At 63.7% G+C, this 23,779-nt stretch carries 27 protein-coding genes; 8 read left to right on the top strand and 19 right to left on the bottom strand.

All coding sequences use genetic code 11. From position 1 onward, the window contains the following. Window positions 1-52 precede the first annotated feature (52 nt). From CR103_RS00940 to CR103_RS00890, 11 genes are all read right to left on the bottom strand, one after another. A complete protein-coding gene (locus tag CR103_RS00940; protein ID WP_180279232.1) occupies window positions 53-733 on the bottom strand; it encodes an OmpW/AlkL family protein in 681 nt (226 codons plus the stop codon). Window positions 734-799: 66 nt separating this feature from the next. Further along, a complete protein-coding gene (locus tag CR103_RS00935; RefSeq protein ID WP_099914127.1) occupies window positions 800-2,152 on the bottom strand; it encodes an SGNH/GDSL hydrolase family protein in 1,353 nt (450 codons plus the stop codon). Window positions 2,153-2,378: 226 nt separating this feature from the next. Further along, the gene (locus CR103_RS00930; RefSeq protein WP_370659404.1) at window positions 2,379-3,413 is read right to left on the bottom strand and encodes an L-threonylcarbamoyladenylate synthase; all 1,035 of its coding nucleotides are present in this window, start codon (window positions 3,411-3,413) and stop codon (window positions 2,379-2,381) included. Between the two features lie 5 nt (window positions 3,414-3,418). Next, window positions 3,419-4,636 (bottom strand): 5-(carboxyamino)imidazole ribonucleotide synthase, encoded by a 1,218-nt coding sequence (locus CR103_RS00925; protein ID WP_099914125.1) that lies wholly within the window; start codon window positions 4,634-4,636, stop codon window positions 3,419-3,421. Then, complete coding sequence (gene purE, locus CR103_RS00920) at window positions 4,633-5,154, bottom strand: 5-(carboxyamino)imidazole ribonucleotide mutase (protein WP_099914124.1); 522 nt, start codon at window positions 5,152-5,154, stop codon at window positions 4,633-4,635. The genes CR103_RS00925 and purE overlap by 4 nt, the downstream gene beginning before the upstream one ends. 1 nt (window position 5,155) lies before the next feature. Further along, the gene (locus CR103_RS00915) at window positions 5,156-6,052 is read right to left on the bottom strand and encodes a phosphoribosylaminoimidazolesuccinocarboxamide synthase (RefSeq protein WP_099914123.1); all 897 of its coding nucleotides are present in this window, start codon (window positions 6,050-6,052) and stop codon (window positions 5,156-5,158) included. A gap of 130 nt (window positions 6,053-6,182) precedes the next feature. Then, entirely contained in the window at window positions 6,183-7,247 is a 1,065-nt protein-coding gene (fba, locus tag CR103_RS00910; RefSeq protein WP_099914122.1) for a class II fructose-bisphosphate aldolase, read from the bottom strand. 81 nt (window positions 7,248-7,328) lie between these two features. Beyond that, on the bottom strand, window positions 7,329-8,777 hold the full coding sequence (pyk, locus tag CR103_RS00905) for a pyruvate kinase (RefSeq protein WP_099914121.1): 1,449 nt from the start codon (window positions 8,775-8,777) through the stop codon (window positions 7,329-7,331). Window positions 8,778-8,820: 43 nt separating this feature from the next. Then, window positions 8,821-10,026, bottom strand: coding sequence for a phosphoglycerate kinase (locus CR103_RS00900; protein ID WP_099914120.1), 1,206 nt, complete (start codon window positions 10,024-10,026; stop codon window positions 8,821-8,823). 71 nt (window positions 10,027-10,097) lie between these two features. Continuing rightward, complete coding sequence (locus CR103_RS00895) at window positions 10,098-10,442, bottom strand: AzlD domain-containing protein (RefSeq protein ID WP_099914119.1); 345 nt, start codon at window positions 10,440-10,442, stop codon at window positions 10,098-10,100. Then, a complete protein-coding gene (locus tag CR103_RS00890; RefSeq protein WP_099914118.1) occupies window positions 10,439-11,188 on the bottom strand; it encodes an AzlC family ABC transporter permease in 750 nt (249 codons plus the stop codon). The genes CR103_RS00895 and CR103_RS00890 overlap by 4 nt, the downstream gene beginning before the upstream one ends. Here CR103_RS00890 and CR103_RS21895 point away from each other — a divergent pair, their 5' ends adjacent. The 6 genes from CR103_RS21895 (at window position 11,189) to CR103_RS00865 (ending at window position 14,049) form a co-directional block, all read left to right on the top strand. Further along, window positions 11,189-11,455, top strand: a complete 267-nt coding sequence (locus CR103_RS21895) for a hypothetical protein (protein ID WP_143752488.1) — start codon at window positions 11,189-11,191, stop codon at window positions 11,453-11,455. It abuts the gene before it with no gap. Next, complete coding sequence (locus CR103_RS00885) at window positions 11,452-11,646, top strand: zinc-finger domain-containing protein (RefSeq protein WP_099914117.1); 195 nt, start codon at window positions 11,452-11,454, stop codon at window positions 11,644-11,646. Before CR103_RS21895 ends, CR103_RS00885 begins: the two co-directional genes overlap by 4 nt. Before the next feature lie 10 nt (window positions 11,647-11,656). Beyond that, a complete protein-coding gene (locus tag CR103_RS00880) occupies window positions 11,657-12,085 on the top strand; it encodes a YybH family protein (RefSeq protein ID WP_099914116.1) in 429 nt (142 codons plus the stop codon). Between the two features lie 39 nt (window positions 12,086-12,124). Continuing rightward, window positions 12,125-13,117, top strand: coding sequence for a YheT family hydrolase (locus CR103_RS00875; protein ID WP_099914115.1), 993 nt, complete (start codon window positions 12,125-12,127; stop codon window positions 13,115-13,117). Further along, on the top strand, window positions 13,110-13,697 hold the full coding sequence (locus CR103_RS00870; RefSeq protein WP_099914114.1) for a DUF2946 family protein: 588 nt from the start codon (window positions 13,110-13,112) through the stop codon (window positions 13,695-13,697). Before CR103_RS00875 ends, CR103_RS00870 begins: the two co-directional genes overlap by 8 nt. Window positions 13,698-13,809: 112 nt before the next feature. After that, entirely contained in the window at window positions 13,810-14,049 is a 240-nt protein-coding gene (locus CR103_RS00865) for a hypothetical protein (RefSeq protein WP_099914113.1), read from the top strand. An 8-nt stretch (window positions 14,050-14,057) separates the two neighbouring features. On the opposite strand, the gene CR103_RS00860 is transcribed toward CR103_RS00865, so the two are convergent. Beyond that, on the bottom strand, window positions 14,058-15,671 hold the full coding sequence (locus CR103_RS00860; RefSeq protein WP_502510019.1) for a M48 family metalloprotease: 1,614 nt from the start codon (window positions 15,669-15,671) through the stop codon (window positions 14,058-14,060). Between the two features lie 108 nt (window positions 15,672-15,779). On the opposite strand from CR103_RS00860, the gene moaC reads away from it, so the two are divergent. Beyond that, window positions 15,780-16,283: a cyclic pyranopterin monophosphate synthase MoaC gene (moaC, locus tag CR103_RS00855; RefSeq protein ID WP_099914307.1), complete on the top strand. Its 504-nt coding sequence runs from the start codon at window positions 15,780-15,782 to the stop codon at window positions 16,281-16,283. Between the two features lie 49 nt (window positions 16,284-16,332). Continuing rightward, window positions 16,333-16,515, top strand: a complete 183-nt coding sequence (locus tag CR103_RS21890; RefSeq protein WP_143752487.1) for a hypothetical protein — start codon at window positions 16,333-16,335, stop codon at window positions 16,513-16,515. Window positions 16,516-16,536: 21 nt separating this feature from the next. Here the strand turns inward: CR103_RS21890 and CR103_RS00850 are convergent, their stop codons facing one another. The 7 genes from CR103_RS00850 to recA form a co-directional block, all read right to left on the bottom strand. Continuing rightward, on the bottom strand, window positions 16,537-18,006 hold the full coding sequence (locus tag CR103_RS00850; RefSeq protein ID WP_180279231.1) for an O-antigen ligase family protein: 1,470 nt from the start codon (window positions 18,004-18,006) through the stop codon (window positions 16,537-16,539). Window positions 18,007-18,166: 160 nt separating this feature from the next. Continuing rightward, window positions 18,167-18,622: a pilin gene (locus tag CR103_RS00845; protein ID WP_229442611.1), complete on the bottom strand. Its 456-nt coding sequence runs from the start codon at window positions 18,620-18,622 to the stop codon at window positions 18,167-18,169. Between the two features lie 407 nt (window positions 18,623-19,029). Further along, a complete protein-coding gene (gene sucD, locus CR103_RS00840) occupies window positions 19,030-19,911 on the bottom strand; it encodes a succinate--CoA ligase subunit alpha (protein ID WP_099914110.1) in 882 nt (293 codons plus the stop codon). Between the two features lie 15 nt (window positions 19,912-19,926). Beyond that, window positions 19,927-21,096, bottom strand: a complete 1,170-nt coding sequence (gene sucC, locus CR103_RS00835; protein WP_099914109.1) for an ADP-forming succinate--CoA ligase subunit beta — start codon at window positions 21,094-21,096, stop codon at window positions 19,927-19,929. 77 nt (window positions 21,097-21,173) lie between these two features. Further along, entirely contained in the window at window positions 21,174-21,710 is a 537-nt protein-coding gene (locus tag CR103_RS00830; protein ID WP_307719652.1) for a DUF2889 domain-containing protein, read from the bottom strand. A gap of 363 nt (window positions 21,711-22,073) precedes the next feature. Next, on the bottom strand, window positions 22,074-22,529 hold the full coding sequence (gene recX, locus CR103_RS00825; protein WP_099914107.1) for a recombination regulator RecX: 456 nt from the start codon (window positions 22,527-22,529) through the stop codon (window positions 22,074-22,076). Window positions 22,530-22,547: 18 nt separating this feature from the next. After that, window positions 22,548-23,636 (bottom strand): recombinase RecA, encoded by a 1,089-nt coding sequence (gene recA, locus CR103_RS00820; protein WP_099914106.1) that lies wholly within the window; start codon window positions 23,634-23,636, stop codon window positions 22,548-22,550. Window positions 23,637-23,779: the final 143 nt, after the last annotated feature.

Below are 23,779 nucleotides of genomic sequence, written 5' to 3'. Positions count from 1 at the left end.
GCTCGGGTCTACCGCTACACAAGACCGTCCGTCAACCGCACCCCCGGCGCTTCTAGAATTTGTACCCGATGGCCAGGATCACGGCCAGCGGATCGAGACGCACGCTTTGCGTTTGCCCCGTCGCATACCTGGTCTGCACCTCGAGCTTCGACTTCGTCACCGTCAGGTCGACGAACCAGCGCGGATTGATGTTGACCGCCACGCCGGCTTGCAGCGTCGCTGCCGCCTTGGCGCCGATGCTGAAGGTGGTGGCCGGCCCGCCGGTGTTGAGCAGCGCCGTCAATTTGCCCGAGCCGGTTTCCTTCTGAAAGTACGCATACGTCACTCCCAGCCCGACGAACGGACGCAGCATCGCTTCAGGCTGGAAAAAACGGTACTGGATAAAGGCGCTCGGCAGCAGCGCTTCCGCCGTGCCCAGCTGTCCGGTGCCGGCCTGCGTGCCGGCGCCGGACAGCTTGAGCTTGTATGGCAGGTTAAGGCCAAGCTCGGCGGAGATATTGTCGGTCAGGCCGTAGGCGACGATCAACACCGGTGCGGTGGCGTCGCCGACTGCCACTTTGCTGCCTGGGAACGCCGGTGCCGACAGGTCGCCGCTGTCGCCTTCCGGCGTGATTTTGCCGGCGCCGATCTTGGCGCTGAACTGGCCCGCGCTCTGCGCCGAGGCGTTCGCCGCCAGTCCCATTGCGCATGCTGCCGCCAGCAGCGTGACGACGCTCTTCATACGTTGATTCATTGTGTCTCCTGATTCATGTGAGGTGTGGCTCGCGCCAATCGCATTGTCTTTACCGCGCACTCAGCCTTACAGCCAGCCCTTCTGCAGCATGTACTTCGACACGTAGCGTGCCAGCAGCAGATGGACAAACGGCGTCGGGTGCACCGAGTCGGCGAACGCGTAGCGGCTGACATCGCCGGCGATCAGGTTGCCGCCGTTGCACACCAGTGAGCTTCCCAGCGGGTTCTTGGCGGCAGACAGGTCGCACGCGGGCGTGGTCACGTTGGTCAAGCCGTAAGGAGCGGGATTGGTGGCCTGGTCGTGGCTGGCCCAAAACGCGTCGACGTACGCCACCTTCGGTTCGGACGCCAGGCCCGTGCCGAGGGTGTCGTTGAAGGTCTTCACCATGGCGTTGACCAGCGCCAGCGTGGCGGCGTCGTAGCCTGCCGAGGACGGCGTGGTGCCGATGTCGGGCATGTTGTTGACCACTACGTAGTTGGCGCCATTGGCGATGATCCGGGTCTTCACCAACGCGGTCAGCTCGGTCGCCGCGGTCGCCATTGCGGCCACCAGGCTCGGGCTGGTGGCCGCAAAGTAGGCGGCGCCGGCCTTGGCGCCAGCCGCTTGCGCGCTCGCGACCATCGGGCCATACACGGCTGGCGCGCCGACTGCCGAATTGCCGGGCTGAATGGCGGCGGCGCCAACCGCGGCGGCGATCACGCTGGCGTCGGTACGGCCGGGACGGGCCGATTCGGTCTTCAGGGCCAGGCCGATTGCCTGCGCCGCGGTCTGCGGATTGGTCGCGCCGGCTGCCAGCGAGCCAACCAGCGTCGTGCCGAAGCTGGCGCTGCCGGCCGCCGTGGCGCCGGCCGACAGGCCACCCAACTGCATGAAGACGTCGTTGGCGCCGGCCATTACCAGCACCAGTTCAGTGCCGGAAAATTTACCGCTGGACACGCTCAAGTGATTCTGGATCTGGGTGGCGACCGGGACGGTCAGTGCACCGAGCGGGCTGCCGGTCAGCTTGTGCGATGGGCCGACCGGATTGGTCACGCGCGAGCCGCCCTGGGCATAATTGGTGCAGCCGGCATGAAAGACGATCGGCACCGCGAAACCCTTGGTAGAGTCGCCTTCGAGTCCGGTCTGGGCAGCGCACGGCGCCGGCAGGCTGAACTGCGTGGCCATCAGTTCGGTCCAGTTCTTGCCGGTCAACGCCGGATTGACCGTCGTGAGGTCGCCATTGATGCCGAACTTGCCGCCGCCAAGCGCCTTGACGGTGCCCACGGCGTACGAGCCAACGTCCGACAGGCTGTCACCGAACACCACCTGGGCGCTGAACTTGGTCTTTTGGGTCTGGTTGCCGCCGGAACTGCCATCGCCGCCGCAAGCGGTCAAGGCTGCGGCGGCGATCAGCGCAATCGCGAAATGATGTTGACGCATTGTGTCTCCTAATGTTTTTGAACGTAACGGATACTATCGAACGAGCGTGCTATTTGCCGCCCGACTAATATGCCAGTGTTCGATTTACCTGTATAGAAAAAAACATTGTTTTTGCGTCAGTTCTTCGCAACAAGCGCGCGCCCGTATCAGGCTGGCTCAGCGGGCCAGAACCCACTTGAAACATCGCGCGACGGCGTCACCAGGACGGAGCCAGGGAGAAAACTTTTTAAGGCGCTTGTTGGTTGAGCAATCCATGGACGATGCCACTGGAGCCGTGCGCGGCGCGGCGCAGGCGGTCGTTGACGCCGAGCCAGGCGTCGCCCTGCGGCGGCGCCTCGACCAGGATCAGGTCGGCGCCGGTGGTGTCCATGGCCCGCAGCGACGCATACAGGGCGTGCGCAAAGCCGTCAGGAGAGGCAGGCAGGCGGATGTCAGCGTGGGCGGCCGGCATCGCCGAGTAGTGAATCAGCGCGATTTTACGGCCAGCAAGCTGCAATTGAGCGAGCGTGGTTCTCAACGTTGCGCTGTCCTGCATCGCCACCGGCGTGTGCGGGGCGTAATGCGATGCGAGGGTGCCGGAAGCGCGCGGGGCGGCCGCGTCGGGCGCGGCGGGCAACTGGTCGATCACCGCGGCGATGGCCTCGGCGCTGATGCTGCCGGGCCGCAGCAGCACCGGACCGTGGCTGGCCAGGCGCGACAAATCGACGATGGTCGACTCGATGCCAACCTCGCTGGCGCCGCCGTCGAGCACCATGGCGAGGGCACCGCCGGTTTCGCACTCAGCGCGAAATTCGTCACGCACGTGCTGGGCAGTGGTCGGACTGACGTTGCCGAACTTGTTGGCCGACGGCGCCGCGATGCCGCCGCCGCCGCCCTTGAATGCCTGCAGCAGCGCAATCGCCACCGGGTGCGACGGGCAGCGCAGGCCGACCGTGTCCTGCCCGCCCGAAACGGCGGCGGGAATATGGGCGGCGCGTTTGAGGATCATCGTCAAGGGACCGGGCCAGAACGCCGCGGCCAGCTGGTGCGCTTCGCCGGGGATCTCGTCGGCCCAGTAGTCGAGCGCGGCGCCGGGCGCGAGATGGACGATCACCGGATGATCTTGCGGGCGGCCCTTGGCGGCGTAGATCGCGGCGACGGCGGCCGGGTTCTCGGCGTCCGCCCCCAGCCCGTACACGGTTTCGGTCGGAAAGCCGACCAGCGCGCCCTGTTCGAGCGCGCGCGCGGCAGCGGCGATCAGCGCCACGGCGGGTTGGTTCACGCCGGTCACAACGCGATGTTGAGGATGATACAGGCGGCGCGCAGCTGTTGCTGCGCTTCGGCCAGGGAGGCCGCCACGAACGTCGCATGCCCCATCTTGCGCCCGCGCCGGGCGTCTTCCTTGCCGTACAGGTGCAGGCAGGCGCCCGGCAGCGCCGCTACTTTGTCCCAGGCCGGCTCGCGCGCGCCTGCAGCATCACTTTCTGAAAGGCCGTCAACCCCGTCAACCCCGTCAAACCACAGGTCGCCCAGAATGTTGAGCATCACCGCCGGCGAATGCTGGCGGACGTCGCCCAGCGGCAGCCGTGCCATCGCCCGTACCTGCTGGGCGAACTGGCTGGTGACGCAGGCGTCGATCGTGTAGTGGCCGCTGTTGTGCGGGCGCGGCGCCATTTCATTGACCACCAGGCTGCCGTCAGCCAGCACGAAAAACTCGACGCACAGCACGCCGACATAGCCGAGCCGCTCGACGATGGCGCGCGCCGCATCCTGGGCCTTGCGGGCGCAGGCGGCATCGACGTTCGGCCCCGGTACCGTGGTGGTGAACAGAATGCCGTCGCGGTGGACGTTTTCGGCGATCGGATAGACCACCGAGACGCCATCGACGCCGCGCGCCGTCAGCACCGACACCTCGTACGCCAGCGGCAGCATTTTTTCAAGCAGGCACGTCACGCCCATGGCGGCAAACGCCGCTGCCACGTCGGCGCGGGTGTCGACCCGCACCTGGCCCTTGCCGTCGTAACCCATGCGCACCGTTTTAAGGATGCCTGGCAGCAGCGCGTCAGCAATGGCGGCGACGTCGTCCATCGAAGCGATGACCTGGTGCGGCGCCGGCAGCACACCGGACGCTGCCGCGCAGTCGACAAAAAAACGCTTTTCGGCGATGCGGTCCTGGGCCACTGACACGCAGTCAGCGGACGGGGCGACAAAGCTGGCGCCTGCCAGCAGCGCCATGCTGTCGGCCGGGACGTTTTCAAATTCGGTGGTGACGGCGGCGCACAGGCGGGTCAGTTCGGCCAGCGCTTGCGGGTCGCTGTAGTCGGCCGTGATCAGGCGTTCGGCGACGTCGCCGGCCGGGCAAACGGCGGCCGGTTCCAGCACGGCGACCTTGTAGCCCATGGCTTGGGCGGCGTGGGCGAACATGCGGCCGAGCTGGCCGCCACCCATGACGCCGAGCCAGGTCGGCGGATTGGCTTGCGGTAAAAAAGGCAACGGCTTGTTCATACGGGTGGCAACGTCATCGCTTTGGCGGCGGCGCTCTGCTCGCCGCGGAACGCTTCGAGCTTGTCGGCGAGCGCGGCGTCGGTGCCGGCCAGGATCGCCACGGCGGTCAGCGCCGCATTGGCGGCGCCGGCTTCGCCGATGGCAAAGGTGGCCACCGGCACGCCTTTGGGCATCTGGACGATCGACAGCAGCGAATCCTCGCCGCGCAGGTATTTGGAAGGCACCGGCACACCCAGCACCGGCACGATGGTCTTGGCGGCGAGCATGCCCGGCAGGTGGGCGGCGCCGCCGGCGCCGGCGATGATCGCGCGCAGGCCGCGCGCACGCGCGCCGGCGGCGTAAGCGAACATGTCGTCGGGCATGCGGTGCGCCGAAATCACCTGCGCTTCATGCGCTATGCCGAACTGCTCGAGCATCGATACGGCGTGGCGCATGACGTCCCAGTCGGACGAGGAACCCATCACCACGCCGACCAGCGGCGATTTTGCTTTGTCTGCGCTATCTGCATTGTCGGCCATCTTAGGCTTTCAACTTCGAGCCGGTGAGGCGTTCGATCGCCTCGAAGTATTTGGCCTGGGTCTTGTCGATAATGTCCGGCGGCAGGTTCGGCGCCGGCGCCGTCTTGTTCCATTCGGTCAAGGTTTCGAGGTAGTCGCGCACAAACTGCTTGTCGAACGACGGCGGCGAGCTGCCCGGCTGGTATGAATCGGCCGGCCAGAAGCGCGACGAATCGGCGGTCAGCACTTCGTCCATCAGGTGCAGCTCGCCATGCGTGTCGAGGCCGAATTCGAACTTGGTATCGGCGATGATGATGCCGCGGGTGGCGGCGAATTCGCTGGCGGCCTGGTACAGCCTGATGCTGATGTCGCGGATGGTGGCCGACAGTTCGGTACCGATGCGCCGCTCCATGTCGTCGTAGCTGATGTTTTCGTCGTGCTCGCCGAGGTCGGCCTTGGCGGCCGGCGTGAAAATCGGCTCGGGCAGCTTATCGGCCTGGCGCAGGCCTTCCGGCAATCGAATACCGCAAATGCTGCCGGTGGCCTGGTAATCCTTCCAGCCGGAGCCGATCAGGTAGCCGCGCACGACCGCTTCGACCATGATCGGTTCGAGCCGCTTGGCGACGACGGCGCGCCCGCGCACCTGTTCGGCTTCGCCTGGCGCCACTACCGACTCCGGCGCGATGCCGGTCAGGTGATTCGGCACGATGTCGCCCAGTTTGTCGAACCAGAAGTCGGTCATCTGGTTTAATACCATGCCCTTGCCCGGAATCGGTTGGTTCATGACGACGTCGAAGGCCGACAGGCGGTCGGTGGTGACGATCAGGATCTTGTCGTCGCCGACGGCGTAGTTGTCGCGCACCTTGCCGCGGCCGAGCAGCGCCAGGGAGGTGATGGTGGATTGGTAGAGGCTGTTCATAGAATGGGGTACCGAAAAAGCGGGCCGGCGCTTGTGGCCGGCGGGAGGAAGTCAGGCCGCGAGCGCTAGCGGGCGGCCTGTTCGAAGCAGTATTCTACTTGACGATCTGCGTTTTACTTGCCGAGCTGTTTTACTTGACGATCTGCGCCAGGTCGCCCTTGCTATAACGCTCGGCCATCTTATCGAGCGGGACCGGCTTGATTTTGGCGGCCATGCCTTCGCAGCCGAACGACATCATGCGCGATTTGCAGATCAGGGTTGCCGCTTCGCGCGCCGGCTTGAGAAAGTCGCGCGGGTCGAACTTCGACGGGTTCTCGAACAGGTATTTACGCGTCGCTGCCGTCATCGCCAGGCGGATGTCGGTATCGATGTTGATCTTGCGAACGCCGTGGCGGATGCCTTCCTGAATCTCTTCGACCGGCACGCCGTAGGTTTCCTTCATGTCGCCGCCGAATTCGCGGATGATTGCGAGTAACTCCTGCGGCACCGACGACGAACCGTGCATCACCAGGTGGGTGTTGGGAATGCGCGCGTGGATTTCCTTGATGCGGTCGATGGCCAGGATGTCGCCGGTCGGCTTGCGGCTGAATTTGTAGGCGCCGTGCGAGGTGCCGATGGCAATCGCCAGCGCGTCGCACTGAGTGCGGGCGACGAAATCGGCGGCTTGCGAGGCGTCGGTGAGCAGCTGCTCGCGCGTCATGGTGCCGTCGGCGCCGTGGCCGTCTTCCTTGTCGCCCATCATCGTTTCGAGCGAGCCGAGCACGCCCAGTTCGGCTTCGACCGACACCCCGATCGAGTGCGCGAACTTGACCACTTCGCGCGACACGGCGACGTTGTAGTCGTAGCTGGCGACGCTCTTGCCGTCGGCCTCGAGCGAGCCGTCCATCATCACCGAGGTAAAACCGGAGCGGATCGCGGTCATGCACACGGCCGGCGTCTGGCCGTGGTCCTGGTGCATGACGACCGGGATGTGCGGATAGGATTCGATGGCAGCGTCGATCAAGTGGCGCAGGAACGGCTCGCCCGCGTACTTGCGCGCGCCGGCCGAGGCTTGCATGATCACCGGGCTGCCGGTGGCGTCGGCGGCGGCCATGATGGCCTGCACCTGTTCGAGGTTGTTGACGTTAAACGCCGGCAAGCCGTAGCCATTTTCGGCGGCATGGTCTAGCAGTTGACGCAGGGATACGAGGGCCATGGTAGTACTCCAAACAATAGTGAAAATCGGTGCCTGTGCAATGCCAGGCGTTTTAATTGTAATCGCGGGTTAATCGCCGTTTTAATCAAATTCGCCGACACGCACGATTTTAAGGGCGTTGGTGCCGCCGACCTGCCCCATCGGCTCGCCCCAGGTGACGACAATCATGTCACCCTTCTTGACGATACCTTTGGCAACCATCAAATCCTCGGCCTGCTTGAGCACCGCGGCGCTGTCGCCATGCTGCATCAGGTGATAGCCGTGGACGTTGCGGTACTGCGCCACCTTGCGCTGGGTGCTGACGATCGGCGTGAGCGCAAAGATCGGCGTGTCGACCCGGTGCCGGCTCATCCACAGCGCGGTCGAACCGGACTCGGTCAGCGCGACGATCGCCTTTACGCCCAGGTGGTGGGCGGTAAACAGCGTGCCGTAGGCGATCGACTGGTCGATGCGGGTGAATTTAACGTTAAGAAAATCGGTATCGAGGGTGTTGTCTTCCGAGCGCTCCGCTTCGATGCAGACGGCCGCCATCATCTCGACCGTTTCGATCGGATACTTGCCGGTCGCCGTTTCGGCCGACGTCATCACGGCGTCGGTGCCGTCGAGCACGGCGTTGGCGACGTCGGACACTTCGGCCCGGGTCGGCACCGCGTTGACGATCATCGACTCCATCATCTGGGTCGCGGTGATGGTCAGCTTGTTGGAGGCGCGCGCCATGCGGATCATGCGTTTTTGCAGCGCCGGTACCGCCGCGTTGCCCACTTCCACCGCCAGGTCGCCGCGCGCCACCATGATGCCGTCGGAGGCGTCGAGGATTTCCTGCAGCGCCGGAATCGCTTCGGCGCGCTCGATCTTGGCGATCAGCATCGGCTTGTGGTGGTAGGGCTCACCGGCGATGTTGGCCAACTGGCGCGCCATTTCCATGTCGGTGGCGCATTTCGGGAACGAGATCGCCAGGTAGTCGGCCTGGAAACTCATCGCCGTCTTGATATCTTCCATGTCCTTGGCGGTCAGCGCCGGCGCGGTCAGGCCGCCACCTTGGCGGTTGATGCCCTTGTTGTTCGACAGCACGCCGCCGACCCGCACCGTGGTGTGGATTTCATGGCCGGCCACGCGCTCGACGATCAGCACGATCAGGCCATCGTTGAGCAGCAGCTTGTCGCCGGGACGGACGTCGCGCGGCAGCGCCTTGTAGTCGAGGCCGGCGCGCTCCTGGTTGCCCAGTTCGCCGTTCTCGCCCCACTTGGCGTCGAGGATGAATTTGGCGCCGGTCTCGAGGTCGACCTTGCCGTCTTCAAATTTGCCGACCCGGATTTTCGGCCCCTGCATGTCGGCCATGATCGCCACTTCGCGGCCGCACTCGGCCGCCGCGCGGCGCACCGCAGCGGCGCGCTCGATATGGTCTTGCGCGGTGCCGTGGGAAAAGTTCAGCCGCACGACATCGACTCCCGCGCGGATCATGCGTACCAGCATCTCGTAGTCCGACGAGGCCGGGCCGATGGTTGCGACGATCTTGGTGCCACGTAACATAATAGAGTGTCTTCCGGTTAGGGCAGCCGGGCCGCGCTGCCGATCAGTGGGAACTGCGTTGCAACAGGATCTCGACCGCTGGCAAAGTTTTCCCTTCGAGAAACTCCAGGAAAGCGCCGCCGCCGGTGGAGATATAGCCGATTTTATCGGTAATATTGTATTTTGCAATCGCCGCGAGGGTGTCGCCGCCGCCCGCGATCGAGAACGCCGGTGAATTGGCAATCGCCAGCGCCAGCGTTTTGGTGCCTTCGGCGAACTGGTCGAATTCGAACACACCGACCGGACCGTTCCAGACGATGGTGCCGGCCTGCGCGATCTGCGCCGCCAGCGTGGCCGCGGTGCGCGGGCCGATGTCGAGGATCATGTCGTCGTCCTCGACGTCGGCGACATCCTTGACGGTGGCCGCGGCGGTCGGCGAAAACGCCTTGGCGCACACCACGTCGACCGGAATCGGCACCACGGCGCCGCGCGCGGCCATCATGTCGATGATCGCTTTGGCTTCGCTCACCAGGTCCGCTTCGACCAGCGACTTGCCGATGTTCAGTCCGACCGCTTTCATGAACGTGTTGGCGATGCCGCCGCCGACGATCAGGTGGTCGACCTTGTCGGCCAGCGCTTTTAATATCGACAGCTTGGACGACACTTTCGAACCGGCCACGATCGCCAGCAGCGGGCGCTTCGGCGCGCCCAGCGCCAGGCCCAAGGCGTCGAGTTCGGCCGCCAGCAGCGGCCCGGCGCAGACGAGCGGCGCGAATTTGGCGATGCCGTGGGTGGTTGCCTCGGCGCGGTGGGCGGTGCCGAAGGCGTCGTTGACGTAGATGTCGCACAACTTCGCCATCTTCCGGGCCAGGGCGTCGTCGTTGTTCTTCTCGCCGACGTTGACGCGGCAGTTTTCCAGCAGCACGACCTGGCCTGGCGCCACGTCGACGCCGTCGATCCAGTTTTGCTTGAGTTCAACCGGCTGGCCCAGCAGCTCGGCCAGGCGCACGCCGACCGGCGCCAGGCTATCCGCCGGCTTGAACGCGCCTTCGGTCGGGCGCCCCAGGTGCGACGTCACCATCACCGCGGCGCCGGCGCCCTGCGCCGCGCGGATCGCCGGTACCGAGGCACGGATGCGGGTGTCTTCGGTGATGTTGCCGGCGTCGTCTTGCGGCACATTCAGGTCGGCGCGGATGAACACGCGCTTGCCGGCCAGTAGCCCCTGGTCGATCAAATCTTGCAGTCGGGTGAAATTGAGGACGGCGTGCATGGCTTCCCGGGGTGAAAGTGGTAAGAACGCTATTTTACCTGATGAACAAGGTATACAAGACGCCAGGTCAGCTACCCACCCGCACCGAACACATGAAAAACGCGCAACACCGTAAACACCAGCATGCCGAACACGATCGTTTGCAGCATGTTACGCCGCACCAGGTAGAACGCCACGGCAGCTGCGCCGGCCAGCAATTTCGGATTCGATAGCCCGATGTGCAGCTGGCCGCCGCCGTTGACAAGCAGGTCGGGCGCGATGATCGCCGCCAGCGCGCAGCCCGGCGCGTAGCGCAGCACTTCGTGCACCCGCTTCGGGATCGTGATGTGGTGGCCGACCAGCCAGAACGAGCTGCGGGTGGCGGCAGTGGCCAGCGCCAGCACGCCGATGACGGCCCAGATTTCCCAGTCGCTCATGGTCTTCCCTTGAAACGTTCGAGTGTTTCCTCGACCGCCATCGCGGTCAGCATGCCGACCACCACCGCGGCCAGCAGGCCCAGCTTGTACGGCAGGCCGGCCGCGGCCACCGCCACCGCGCCGGCCACCAGCACGCCGCACAGAGCGGCCTTGTTGATGACCAGCGGGACCATGATGCAGACGATCGCCAGCGTGCCGGCAAAGCCGAGCCCCCACTGCGGCGGCACCACACTGCCCAGAAAAACGCCGGCGATCGAGCCCACTTGCCAGGCGGCCCAGTTCGGGTACATCAGCCCTTTCAGGTACGACAGCTTGCCCGGCGCCGGCGCCTCGACGGGGAAGCGCTGCAGGAACAGCGCCACCGAGATGTCGCCCGAGATGTAGCCGAGGGCGAAGCGCTGGCGCCACGGCAAATGGGAAAAATGCGGCGCCAGCAAGGCGGAAAAAATGACGAAGCGCAGGTTGACCGCCAGCGCGGTGGCGAAAATCACCCACACCGGGGCGCTGGTGGCGATCAGCGGCAGCGACGCCAGCTGGGCGGACCCGGCGAACACCAGCAGCGTCATGCCGAGCGCCTGGGGAATCGACAGGCCCGCCTTGACCATCGCGATGCCGACCACCAGGCCCCACGCGGCGATGCCGAACAGCGTCGGCAGGCCGGCGCTGAACCCGGCGCGCCAGGCTTCCTGGTCGTGGGCGTCGGCGGCCGACGGCGCCGCAGGTAGCGCCGACTCAGGCAGGCTCATGTGGCTTTCCGGCCACAGCGCGGGCAGGCTGGCGAGATCAGGAACAAAGATGAGGACGAAGACAAAAACAAAGAACGAGGGAACATCAGGACCACTAACTTGGGTGTGGCGCGCGCACCGCTTTGCATCAAAACTGCATCGAAACGGGGCAACAGGCGGATTTCGTCGAAGCTGTATTTTACCGATCATATCGGTGCGGCGCTCGAATCCGCTAAAATCGTGGTTTTGAAATGGCCGCAAGCGGCCCGCCTCACGGAGAAATCATGAACCAGAACAAAATCGCCGCGGTCGAACTCGAAGCCAAAGACTTGCCCGCGCATTGCCCCAACCCGGCCATGCCGCTGTGGTCGTCCCATCCGCGCGTGTTCCTCGATTTCGGCCACGACGGCACGGCCAAGTGCCAGTACTGCGGCACCGAATACCGCCTCAAGGCGGGCACCGTGCTGGCCCACCACTGATCGGCGCGGCATGAAAAAAGTCCAGCAACTCAATGGCAGCGCGGCCGAGGTCGAAGCCGCGTTTTATGACGCGCTGAACCGCGCCGACGTCGACGCGCTGATGCTGCTGTGGGCCGACGACGACGAGATCTTCTGCATCCATCCGGGCGGTCCGCGGCTGCATGGGCACGCCGCCATCCAGGCCTCGTGGGAAGCGATCCTTGCCCAGGGCGCGCTGCAGATCCGGCCATCCCAGCTGCACCAGGCGCACAATTTGATGAGCTCGGTACATACCGTGATCGAAGGCGGCGTCAGCGCCGGCAGCGAGGTGGCCCACCTGGTCGCCACCAACGTCTACATGAAGACGCCGCAGGGCTGGCGCATGGTGATGCACCACGTCTCGGTGGCGCCGGGCGCGGCGCCGGGCGCCACCCAGCCGCCCGCTTCCAAGCTGCATTGAGCGGCGTCAGCTAGCATGACAAGCAGCACGGCAAGTCATATGTCTTATCGCGCTCCAGCCTGGCTGCCGGGCGGTCATTTGCAAACCATATATCCGGCGCTGGCCCTGCGCGCGCCAAACGTGGCCTACCGTCGCGAGCGCTGGGACACGCCGGACGGCGACTTCGTCGACGTCGATTTCGTCGACGGTGAACCCGACAAGCCGCTGGTGGTGCTGTTCCACGGCCTCGAAGGCTCGTCGCAAAGCCATTACGCCAAAGCCATGATGGCCGAAGTGGCGGCGCGCGGCTGGTCCGGCGCGGTGCCGCATTTTCGCGGCTGCTCGGGCGAGGCGAATCGGGCGCCGCGCTTCTACCACTCGGGCGACGCCAATGAAGTCGACTGGATCCTGCGCCGCCTGCGCCCGCGCGCTGGTGGCAAGTTGTACGCCACCGGCGTTTCGCTGGGCGGCAACGCGCTGCTGCGCTGGCTGGGCGAATCGCAACATCAGGCCGAACTGGTCGATGGCGCCTGCGCCGTATCGGCGCCGCTCGACCTGGCGCGTGGCGGCGCGGCGCTGTCGATCGGCGCCAACCGCATCTACACCCGCATGTTCCTGCGCACCCTCATACCAAAAAGCCTGGCCAAGCTGGCCCACTATCCGGGCCTGTTCGACCGCGACGCGCTGCTGGCCGCGCGCGACCTATACGCTTTTGACAACGTCGTCACCGCGCCGCTGCACGGTTACCGCGATACCGACGACTACTGGAACCGCGCCAGCGCCATGCACGTGTTGAACGACATCACCGTGCCAACGCTGGTGCTGAACGCGCGCAACGATCCGTTTTTGCCCGGCATTTACCTGCCGACCGGCGCGGCGCCGAACGTGCTGCTCGAGTTTCCCGAGCAGGGCGGCCATGTCGGCTTTGCCAACGCCCCCCTGCCCGGCCGGCTCGACTGGCTGCCGCGCCGCCTGTGCCATTTCCTGGAAGGCGAAGCGGGCACGCGCGCGCCGGCGCCGGCGCAACTGTGGGAAGCTGGCAGCCATGGATGATATCGTCAGGCGGGCCATGGCCAAGTGGCCGAACGTACCGGATTGCTACGGCTGGCTGGCGCTCGACGCGCGCGGCGCCTGGCGCATGCGCGACGAACGCGCCCAGCACCTGAACCGGGCGGGCGACAAGGTGACCCAGCCGAAGCTGCTCGACTTCATCAACCGCAATTACGCCGCCGACGAGCGCGGCTGCTGGTATTTCCAGAACGGTCCGCAACGCGTATTCGTCAACCTCGAGGCGGCGCCGTTCATTGCCCGCACCGACCCGCAACAGGGGCTGCTGCTGCATACCGGCGCGCCTTTCACCAACGTGGAGCGCGGCTTCATGACCAACATGGGCGAACTGATTCTGGAAGGCACAAGCAAGCTCGCCCAGGTCGACGACCGGGACCTGGCCCAGCTGTTGGTTGCGCTGCAGCTCGATGGCAAAGCCGCTGGCGACGATGCGCTGCTGGCGTGGCTCGACGGCGCGCCAGGCAAACTGTGCCTGCCCTATCTGCAACAGGTGGTGCCGCTGGAACGGGTCGCGGCAGCACACGTGCCGGCTCGCTTTGGCTTCCAGCGCGCGCCCGCCCCCTGATACAGCTCATATTTTTCCCAGCGTGTTTGCTTTCCTGTAAATTGCTCCACTGATAACGGCAGCCGGCGCCACATGGACGTGTCGCGGCGCCGAAGCATCCGCCCGCTCCGGGTTGAAGATCTACATCAATACCATCCGGCAGTCGAATGCGAACGGCGGCCTGCGCGCGCGCGCCGGCAAGCTATTCAACGACGGCCCCGCACTGGCCTCCGGTGAGTCGATATTGCTGACGCGAATTTCGCATCTCCCGCTGCCGACGGTAGCGCTACTGCCGATGGGGAATCGATTGCTGCTGATCGGCCTGGACAGGACGGGCTACCTGAACCGCACGGTGGTATGGCCGCCCAACTGACTTGGCTGCTACTTCTCCTTCTTTTCCTTCTTTTCTTCGCGCACGCGTTCGCTCAGTTCGCGCTCGCGCGCATCGATCAGCGCCAGGTCGTAAAACGAGGCGTCGGACGCCTTGCGGGCGATGCCGAGCTGATCTACCGCAGCCGGCACCGCGCCGCTGAGCACGTACGATTCGGCCAGCGCGATGTGCTGCAGCGTCTGCTTACCTTGGGCGGCGTAGGTCTTCGCCAGCAAGTCGTACAGCTTGGGCTCCTCGCGGTACAGGCGCACCTCCTCGCGCAGGAAGGCGACGGCCTGCTCGAGCATGCCGCTGGCGATCATCGCCTGGGCGTACTGGCGGGCGATGCCGCGCGACAGCGGGAACTGTTGATACGCCTGCTCCGCCTCCTTCAGCGTCTGCGACCCCAAAGTGGCCGGCTGGCCGGGAGCCAGCTTGATGTCGAGCGACAGGCTGGCAAACATGGCCGCGCCGTCCGAGGTGCTCTGCCCGGTCGAAAACACCGCCCCCGTAGTCGGCTTCATTGTCGCGCGCGCCTTGGCAAGACGCTCGCCGGCTGTCGCCAGCTCGGCTTTTCTCAACGCCAGCAGCGCCAGGCCGTAGTGGCCGGCGGCTTGCTGCTGGCGGCTTTGCAGCTTCAGCTGCGCTTCGAACGCAGCAGCGGCATCGATGCGGCCCTGGGCACTCTCGTCCTGCAGCACGCGGGCGCGGGCGCGCACCAGGTGGAACTCGAGGCCGTCGACACGCTGGCGGAACGGCGCCTCGCGGATGCGCGCGCGGATGTCGGTGATCCGTTCCGAACTCAAAGGATGGCTCATCAGCCAAGGCGGCGTCAGGTCGGAATACACCTTGGTGGCGCTTTGCATGCGCTGGAAAAAAGCCACCATGCCGGACGTATCGAAACCGGCCGCGTCCATGATCTGGAAGCCGACGCGGTCGGCCTCGCGCTCGGCGTCGCGCGAGAAATTGAGCTGGCGCTGGATTGCCAAACCCTGGCCGCCCATGAACACGCCCACCGCCGCATCCGGCCCCGCCTTCGAGGCAAGCGCGGCGAGGATCAGCGCCGCCAGCGGCATCAAGGCATCCTGCTTCTGCTGGCCGATCATGCGCGCAATGTGGCGTTGGGTAACGTGGCCAATTTCGTGCGACAGCACCGATGCCAGTTCGGACTCGTTCTGCGCCGCGATGACCAAAGCCGAGTGCACCGCGATGAAGCCGCCCGGCAGCGCAAAGGCGTTGAGCATCGGATCGCGCACCGCAAAAAAATAAAAGTCGGCGCCGGTCTCGCCGCGCGCGCCGGGATAGGCCGCCACCAGCGCGCTGCCGAAGTTGTTCAGGTATTCGAGGATGGCGTCGTCGTCGAGGAAATCGCGGTCGCGCCTGACGTCACGCATGATCTCTTCACCCAGCTTGCGCTCGATCAGTGGCGACAAGTCGCCGCGCGCGCTGTCGCCCAGGTTCGGCAGGCTGTTGTTGTTCGGCTTGAGCTGCTGGGCGATACCGGCGCCGGGCGCCGTCGCCAGTGCGGCAAGCGCGCACACGCACGCGCCGGCGAGCAGCCGGCGCAGTCGGGGGGGGCCGGGCCGTCCAGCGGCGCGGCGTGGAACTGGGGAATCGGTTTTCAATTTCACGGTGCTATCATACCTGTAACCGTCCCCGCCTTGGCGCACCGCGCCGGCACGAACCGGACCAACGAACGTCCGCCCACCTTCCTTCAGTTTCAAGCAGCCTCGATGACTATCACAGACAACCCCGCAAACACAGGCCTGACCCACTTCGACAGCACCGGCCAGGCCCACATGGTCGACGTCGGCGCCAAGGCCGAGACGCAACGCGTTGCCGTCGCCGCCGGCGCCATCCGCATGCTGCCGGCGACGCTGGCGCTCATTGTGTCGGGCACCGCGAAAAAGGGCGACGTGCTCGGCATCGCGCGGATCGCCGCCATCATGGCCGCCAAGCGTACCAGCGACCTGATCCCCCTGTGTCACCCGCTGGCGCTGACGCGGGTGACGGTCGACTTCGACGTCGACGCGCCGGCCAACAGCGTGCGCTGCCGCGCGCAGGTGGAAACCTTCGGCAAGACCGGGGTCGAAATGGAAGCGCTGACGGCGGTGCAGATCGGCCTGCTGACTATCTACGACATGTGCAAGGCGGTCGATCGGGGCATGGTGATGACGGACGTGCGGGTGCTGGAAAAGCATGGGGGAAAAAGCGGCGACTGGAGCGCGGTGGCGTAGCGGCGCTGCAAGCACGGGCAAGGACCGTAACCGGGGCGGCGAACAAAGAGTGCGCGAGTTCGATTTCGAGGCGATGCGATGCGATGCGATGCGTTTGCAGGTCGACGGCCGGCTGCAGTTAATCACCCACCGCGGTTTCAGGCCGGTGCAGCATTTCTCGACCTTGATCGGCGACGTCAATGACGAGTACATGATTGTCAGGATTGCGGCCGGGAACGGCGCGCCGGTTTAGCTCACTTGTTTAAGCTCCGGGTCAGAAGTATCCGTTGATCCAGATGCGGGGATTGTTCCGCCCCTGATTCTCCTTCGCTGCAGCTGCTCCAAGGCTGCCACGGCTGCCCATGTCCGAACCGGTGCCGATTACTACTGCCGCCAGTGCGAGCAGCAACAGCACGGTGTTAACACAGCGCCGCAATCTCGGCTGGCGCGGCAACTGGCTAGTCGAGTTGATCGACATCACCCAACCGGACGCGCATCCGATGTACAGGGCAATCCAGAGTTGGCTGACGGGCATGATGATGGAGCCCGACACCAGGCCATCGACGAGAATTGCCAGGCCGGTCGCTATCCAGGCCGCCAGCATGTTTTGGTTGCCGTGATCGTCAGCAGAAATACGCGACGCGGTCAGCACCAGGCGCCGCATTGACAGTCCAATGGCGGCAAGCAGGCACAGGAGCGCAGGCAAGCCCCACTCGGCACCGATTTGCAATATCCAGTTGTGAGGGTGCGCGGAGAGTTGCCCGTCGATCGCAAAGTGGGCGTAGTGAAGCGGACCCACGCCCGACCACGGATGGGCTGCGATCAACTCGAGGGCGCGCGTCCATAACGGCCCCCTGAGAGATGTCGGGTCGGCAGCGGTGCGTTGCACAACCTGGCCCGCAAGGCCAAACGGTTCAAGTCCGATTGCCGCGGGAATCCAGGTGAAGAAAACGGCGTACATCGCCATGCCCGCCAAGGCGGTTAACAGCATTGTTTTGCAAAAAGCGCTGGCGTGCTTCCCCCGCACGGCGAAAACACCTACGGTCCCGGCCAACAAGCCGACAAACGTGCCGCGTCCCGCCGTGATGAACAGCAGCGTCCAGCAAAATGCCGTCAGGGCCAAATAGCCCCATTTTGCTTTCCAACCCGGTTTGTCGAGCGCACAGAGCAAGACCAGCAAAGGCAGGCTAATCGTCTGCGCGTGATTCAGGAAGCGGATGTTGCTAAATCCTGGGGTGAAATCCTCAACGCTCGGCTGGCTGCGGAGCGCAAGCGCCGTCAAATAAATCACCACAATTTCGAGTGCATACAGGGCGCTGCCGATCGCGCACGCTTTCAGCACAATCGGGACGTAGTGCTTGCTGTCACCGGCAACTTCTTCGGCGATACGAAGGGCAAGCAGGAACAACATCAGAAAAATTGCGACCTCGAGGAACGCATGGCGGGGCGACATTGCAAGCGCACTTGATACGGAGCCCAACAAGAAGAAAGCCAGGACTGACCACGACAGGAAGTCCCGGTTAGATGACATCGTGGCGAGGGGGTTGCTTTTGCGGAACAAGGCGTTGATGCAAAAAAGACTTAAAAACGCGATTTGCAGCAACCGCTGGTCGTCATGGCCTCGATCCAGAAAATAGCTGCAACCGATTACCGCGCTCAGCAGCATGCTGGTGAAAATACCCGTTCTATCGTCCAGGAACTTGACGCCGGGCGGCCTGCCAAACGGCGGATGGGTGGACGACATTGGCTGCCTTTGAGGTGATGGGACGATCATGACGGCGCAATGTGACGCTGGCGAAATCAGCTGTGCTACCGTTCCCCCTGCCAGTCGCCGCACTTCATTAAATTATGACGCATAATAAAAAAGCCGCCCTCAGGCGACTTTTGAGTATGCTACCGGCGAATTAGCTGCCGCTGGCGTTGTTCTTGGTAACTGCGGCGACCGCTGCCGTGTTGGTCGCGGTGGTTGCATTGACCCAAGTCATCGCCGAAGTGCCCAGGGTTGGGGTCATGGTAATCAACAGGCCGGAGGTGCCCGAACCAATGTCTGCCAGAGTCAACTGGACCACGCCGTTCGCAAGGACCGTACCTGCGGTGACTTCTTTGGTAGCGGTAAATGCCGGGATGTTGGCAGCAGCAGTTCCGCTGGTGCAGGTGGCTACGCTACCGGTCTCTTGGGCGCACATTGCAACTGCGTTCTTGAGCACGCCGCCTGACGACAGCGCGTTGGCGATTTTTGCCTTGACGGTGTAATCGCTGTAAGCCGGAATTGCCACTGCGGCCAGAATACCGATAATTGCAACCACGATCATCAATTCGATCAGGGTGAAACCAGCTTGTGCTTTTTTAACCATTTTCATCGATTTCATTTTATTGCTCCTTTGGGGGGTGAGTTGTAGGTTCCGTGCTACTGTCTTTACATATAGCAATATGTGTGCCAGCCCAGGAATACGCGATTTCGTTAAGGTTAAAGCATGAAATCGGGCTTTGATTGACGTTTATCGTCGGCTTGGCTGACGTTTTTCGTCAGTCGCTGCCAAAAATTGTCAGCATGGCAGCCACTTCAGCAAAATCTGGCAGCGAAACGCATGCGCGTGCCGGTCAACTCGAGCACGTTGCCATCGCGCAGCAGGCGCGCAACATGATCAGTTTTGCCATTGTCGGCCGCCATCTGGGGGCTGTAAACGTACAACGGGGAGCGTTACCGCTCCCCGTTGATTGTGCTTGGGCTGCTGCCGGGTTTGTCGCCCGGCGCAAATGCTTAAAATTACAACATTGCCTGCAGCAGGCGCGCCATCTCGGACGGGTTCTTGGTGGCCTTGATGCCGCACTCTTCCATGATGTCGAGCTTCGCTTGCGCGGTATCGGCGCCGCCCGAGATCAGCGCGCCGGCGTGGCCCATGCGCTTGCCCGGAGGCGCGGTGACGCCGGCGATGAAGCACACCACCGGCTTTTTCATGTTGTCCTTGATCCAGTACGCGGCATTCCCCTCGTCCGGTCCGCCGATCTCGCCGATCATGATGACCGCATCGGTATCAGGATCGTCATTGAACATGCGCATGATGTCGATGTGTTTGAGGCCGTTGATCGGGTCGCCGCCGATGCCGACCGCCGACGATTGGCCAAGGCCAAGCGCCGTCAGCTGTCCGACTGCTTCGTACGTCAGCGTGCCGGAGCGCGATACCACGCCGATGCGGCCCTTGCGGTGGATGTGGCCCGGCATGATGCCGATCTTGATTTCGTCCGGCGTGATCAGGCCCGGGCAGTTGGGACCGAGCAGCAAGGTCTTCGAGCCGGCTTTCGCCATGCGGTCCTTCAATGCCATCATGTCGCGCACGGGAATGCCTTCGGTGATGCAGATCGCCAGATCGAGTTCGGCTTCGACCGCTTCCCAGATCGCGGCGGCGGCGCCGGATGGCGGTACGTAGATCACCGACACGTTGGCGCCGGTTTCTTTTTTCGCTTCAGCGACGGTGGCGAAAATCGGGATGCCTTCGAAATCTTCGCCGGCCTTCTTCGGGTTGACGCCGGCGACGAAGCATTCCTTGCCGTTCGCGTAGTCGCGGCAGCCGCGGGTATGGAACTGACCGGTCTTGCCGGTGATTCCCTGGGTGACTACTTTTGTATCTTTATTGATCAGGATCGACATGTTTATTCCTTCGGATTAGGCTTTACCAGCAGCAGCGGCGACAACGGCTTTCGCGGCGTCTTCCATCGTATCGGCGGCAATGATCGGCAGGCCGGAGTCAGCCAGCATCTTCTTGCCGATGTCTTCGTTGGTGCCCTTCATGCGTACCACCAACGGCACCTGCAGCGAGACCGCCTTCGACGCGGCGATCACGCCTTCGGCGATGACGTCGCAACGCATGATGCCGCCGAAGATGTTGACCAGGATTGCCTTCAGGCCCGGGTTTTTCAGCATAATCTTGAACGCTTCGGTGACCTTCTCGGCCGTGGCGCCGCCGCCGACGTCGAGGAAGTTGGCCGGCTCACCGCCGAACAGCTTGATGGTGTCCATGGTTGCCATCGCCAGGCCGGCGCCGTTGACCAGGCAGCCGATGTTGCCGTCGAGAGAAATATAGGCGAGATCGAATTTCGACGCTTCGACTTCGGCCGCATCTTCTTCGTCGAGATCGCGGTAGGCGACGATTTCAGGCTGGCGGTACAGCGCATTGGCGTCGAAATTGAACTTGGCGTCGAGGGCGATGACACGGCCGGAGCCGTCGACCACGAGCGGGTTGATTTCGGCCAGCGACGAGTCGGTGTCCCAATAGGCTTTGTACAGGCCCTTGAGCTGGACGCGGGCGTCGGCAATCGATGCGGCCGGCACGCCGATCTTGGTCGAGATGTCGTCGGCTTCGGCGTCGGTCAGGCCGACGGCCGGATCGATGGCGATCTGGTGGATTTTTTCCGGGTTCGAGTGTGCAACTTCCTCGATGTCCATACCGCCTTCGGAAGAGGCCATCAGCACGACGCGCTGGCTGACGCGGTCGGTAACCATCGACACGTACAGTTCCTGTTTGATGTCGGCGCCTTCTTCGATCAAGAGGCGGCGCACTTTTTGCCCTTCAGGGCCGGTCTGGTGCGTGACGAGCTGCATGCCCATGATCTGCTCTGCAAATTGTTTGACCTGCTCGAGCGACTTGGCTACCTTGACGCCGCCGCCTTTGCCGCGGCCGCCTGCATGGATCTGCGCCTTGACTACCCAGACCGGGCTGCCCAGGGTTTCGGCCGCTTTGACGGCTTCTTCCACCGACATGCACGGGATACCGCGCGGTACCGTCACTCCGAACTTCCGGAGGATTTCTTTGCCTTGATACTCATGGATTTTCATGCTGGCTTCCCTTCGTCTGATACTGATTTTTAGAAATACGGTTGAACTACGGATGATTGAAGCGTCAACGACAACTGCTAACTGGGCACAGGTTTCACGTGCCAGCGCGGATAATATTTCGCCACCGCCGGGCCGTCGACGCGCAGCGCATAACAGCGGTCGAGCTGGAATGGGCGCACGGTCGATTCATCGGCGCCATCGCCATCGCGCGTCTTGATGACGTCGTTGGCGTAGGCCTGGATCGCGGCGGTGGGCAGGATGAGAGAAAGTTCGGTCAGGTGAGTGCAGCCGAGGACGCCGGAAAGACGGTCCTTCAGGCGCAGCCGGAAATGGTTCGTCAGCGACAGGCCAATCAGGCTCTTGTAGGCCGGCGCGATGGTGTCGCAATAGCCCGGGTAGGGCACTGCGTCGGAGGCCGCTTCGGCGTCGACGATGACCAGTTCACGGTTGATGGTGATGCGCAGTTTCAGGTCGTGCACCGGATCGCCGCCCTCGCGCAGGCCCGATGCGAGCGCGATGTCGCGCGTTTTGACGTCGGTGATGCGGGCATCGAGGTCCCACAGGCCATCGTCGCGCGCGTAGGCGTCTACTTGGATAGCACGGGTATGGCGCAAAGTGCGAGGCACGGAAGGAGACAGGGGCATAGGCACCAAGGCCGGCAATGCGGCGGTAAAAAAGTGATGCAGCCGTGTGCTGATGCACGCCCCCGCAGCTTCTACGGAGACAACCGCTCATGCGACGCTGCTAAAACACTAAAATTCTAGCACACACGTGACCTCAGTTGCGCTGCAACATTAGTTTTGACCGGAATTGACCGGCCTTATTGCATCTTTGGGAAAGTTGTGGTGACGGCGGGGGCACGAAGGTAAATTGGTGTCTGCCAGATGGTGGCGTAAAAAAAGCGCGGCGCCTTCCGCCGGTGAGGAGCATGCGTTTGCAACGGTGGTTGCCGACGCATACAGCGGAAGGCGCTTTGCTTAATCGTCGTCGGGACAGGTGCCCCGCATCGCGGCGCGCACGGCGTTGTGCGAAAAGCCGCGCTGCATCAGGAAGCGCATTTGCTTGCCGCGCCCCTCGGCGTCGAGGGCGACGGCGCCGAACTTGCGCTGCCATACTTCGCAGGCGCGCGCCACTTCGCTGTCGGCAAGCCCGAACTTGAGCTCTTTCAGCGCTGCGCCATTGACGCCATGGCTCTGCAATTCGGCAACAATGCGGCTGTTGCCGTAACGCGCCGAGCGCCGGTGAATCAGCGATTCGGAAAAACGTTCCTGCGACAGCCAGTTGTTTTTTTCGAGGAAGTCGAGCAAGGCGTCGACGTCGTCGCCCTCTTGCGCATACTTCGACAGCTTGCGCCCCAGCTCGAGCCGGCTGTGCTCCCGCATCGATAAAAAACGCAGGGCACGACCTTTCAGGCTCAGTTGTGGCGCGGCCATCTCGTCAGGCCGCCATACTTATTCGGCGACCGCTTTCAGCTTGGCGACGGGAGCAGGCTTGGCCGCCTCCTCGCCGGGAACCGGCGGCAATTCGCGCACGCCGAGCGCGGCACGTACCTTGTTTTCAATCTCGCGCGCCAATGCCGGACGCTCGACCAGATACGTGCGGGCGTTGTCCTTGCCCTGGCCGATGCGCTCGCCGTTGTAGCTGTACCATGAGCCGGACTTTTCGACGATCTTGTTGTCGGCGCCAAGGTCGAGGATTTCGCCTTCGCGCGACGTGCCGGAACCGTACAGGATATCGAAGTGGGCTTCCTTGAACGGCGGCGCGATCTTGTTCTTGACGACCTTGACCTTGGTTTCGTTGCCAATCACTTCGTCGCCCGACTTGATCGAACCGGTACGGCGGATGTCGAGGCGGACCGACGCGTAGAACTTGAGCGCGTTACCACCGGTGGTGGTCTCGGGGCTGCCGAACATGACGCCGATTTTCATGCGGATCTGGTTGATGAAGATGACCAGCGTGTTGGTGCGGTTGATCGAACCGGTCAGCTTGCGCAGCGCTTGCGACATCAGGCGCGCCTGCAGGCCGGGCAGCGAGTCGCCCATGTCGCCTTCGATCTCGGCGCGCGGTGTGAGCGCGGCCACCGAGTCGATGACGATCAGGTCGACGCTGCCCGAACGCACCAGCGCGTCGCAGATTTCGAGCGCCTGCTCGCCGGTGTCGGGCTGCGAAATGAGCAGCTCGGACAGGTTGATGCCGAGCTTTTGCGCGTAACCGACGTCGAGCGCGTGCTCGGCATCGATGAACGCGCAGGTGCCGCCGAGCTTTTGCATCTGTGCGATGGTCTGCAAGGTCAAGGTGGTCTTGCCCGACGATTCAGGGCCGTAGATCTCGACCACGCGGCCGCGCGGCAGGCCGCCGACGCCGAGCGCGATGTCGAGGCCAAGCGAGCCGGTCGAGACGACCTGCACTTCTTCGACCGGGGCGTTGCCGTCCATGCGCATCACCGAGCCCTTGCCGAACTGCTTTTCGATCTGCGCCAGCGCGGCGGCCAACGCCTTGCCTTTTTCAGCAGCGTTCAAATTCATTTTCTTCTCGTCCATGATTTTCTCTCAGTCTGGGATGCTAGAAAAGGCCGGAGCAATCGCTCCAGCGCAGAATAATTCAGTACTGTACAGGCATACAGTAGTTTTTGCAAGCGGTATGCACAACGTGCACCAAAAATGTCAAAACGGCTCCGTCTGCA

It is taken from the genome of Massilia psychrophila, assembly GCF_002760665.1.
Taxonomy (GTDB): domain Bacteria; phylum Pseudomonadota; class Gammaproteobacteria; order Burkholderiales; family Burkholderiaceae_D; genus JAFCUW01.
Note: the sequence above shows the minus strand (reverse complement) of the source record. Positions and strands in the feature narration are given on the sequence as shown.

What these genes read in the sequence shown, in the direction of transcription:
- CR103_RS00940 (WP_180279232.1), bottom strand. Translation starts at nt 733, where the DNA reads ATGAATCAACGTATGAAGAGCGTCGTCACGCTGCTGGCGGCAGCATGC.
- CR103_RS00935 (WP_099914127.1), bottom strand. Translation starts at nt 2,152, where the DNA reads ATGCGTCAACATCATTTCGCGATTGCGCTGATCGCCGCCGCAGCCTTG.
- CR103_RS00925 (WP_099914125.1), bottom strand. Translation starts at nt 4,636, where the DNA reads ATGAACAAGCCGTTGCCTTTTTTACCGCAAGCCAATCCGCCGACCTGG.
- purE (WP_099914124.1), bottom strand. Translation starts at nt 5,154, where the DNA reads ATGGCCGACAATGCAGATAGCGCAGACAAAGCAAAATCGCCGCTGGTC.
- CR103_RS00915 (WP_099914123.1), bottom strand. Translation starts at nt 6,052, where the DNA reads ATGAACAGCCTCTACCAATCCACCATCACCTCCCTGGCGCTGCTCGGC.
- fba (WP_099914122.1), bottom strand. Translation starts at nt 7,247, where the DNA reads ATGGCCCTCGTATCCCTGCGTCAACTGCTAGACCATGCCGCCGAAAAT.
- pyk (WP_099914121.1), bottom strand. Translation starts at nt 8,777, where the DNA reads ATGTTACGTGGCACCAAGATCGTCGCAACCATCGGCCCGGCCTCGTCG.
- CR103_RS00900 (WP_099914120.1), bottom strand. Translation starts at nt 10,026, where the DNA reads ATGCACGCCGTCCTCAATTTCACCCGACTGCAAGATTTGATCGACCAG.
- CR103_RS00895 (WP_099914119.1), bottom strand. Translation starts at nt 10,442, where the DNA reads ATGAGCGACTGGGAAATCTGGGCCGTCATCGGCGTGCTGGCGCTGGCC.
- CR103_RS00890 (WP_099914118.1), bottom strand. Translation starts at nt 11,188, where the DNA reads ATGAGCCTGCCTGAGTCGGCGCTACCTGCGGCGCCGTCGGCCGCCGAC.
- CR103_RS00885 (WP_099914117.1), top strand. Translation starts at nt 11,452, where the DNA reads ATGAACCAGAACAAAATCGCCGCGGTCGAACTCGAAGCCAAAGACTTG.
- CR103_RS00880 (WP_099914116.1), top strand. Translation starts at nt 11,657, where the DNA reads ATGAAAAAAGTCCAGCAACTCAATGGCAGCGCGGCCGAGGTCGAAGCC.
- CR103_RS00875 (WP_099914115.1), top strand. Translation starts at nt 12,125, where the DNA reads ATGTCTTATCGCGCTCCAGCCTGGCTGCCGGGCGGTCATTTGCAAACC.
- CR103_RS00870 (WP_099914114.1), top strand. Translation starts at nt 13,110, where the DNA reads ATGGATGATATCGTCAGGCGGGCCATGGCCAAGTGGCCGAACGTACCG.
- moaC (WP_099914307.1), top strand. Translation starts at nt 15,780, where the DNA reads ATGACTATCACAGACAACCCCGCAAACACAGGCCTGACCCACTTCGAC.
- CR103_RS00850 (WP_180279231.1), bottom strand. Translation starts at nt 18,006, where the DNA reads ATGTCGTCCACCCATCCGCCGTTTGGCAGGCCGCCCGGCGTCAAGTTC.
- CR103_RS00845 (WP_229442611.1), bottom strand. Translation starts at nt 18,622, where the DNA reads ATGAAAATGGTTAAAAAAGCACAAGCTGGTTTCACCCTGATCGAATTG.
- sucD (WP_099914110.1), bottom strand. Translation starts at nt 19,911, where the DNA reads ATGTCGATCCTGATCAATAAAGATACAAAAGTAGTCACCCAGGGAATC.
- sucC (WP_099914109.1), bottom strand. Translation starts at nt 21,096, where the DNA reads ATGAAAATCCATGAGTATCAAGGCAAAGAAATCCTCCGGAAGTTCGGA.
- recX (WP_099914107.1), bottom strand. Translation starts at nt 22,529, where the DNA reads ATGGCCGCGCCACAACTGAGCCTGAAAGGTCGTGCCCTGCGTTTTTTA.
- recA (WP_099914106.1), bottom strand. Translation starts at nt 23,636, where the DNA reads ATGGACGAGAAGAAAATGAATTTGAACGCTGCTGAAAAAGGCAAGGCG.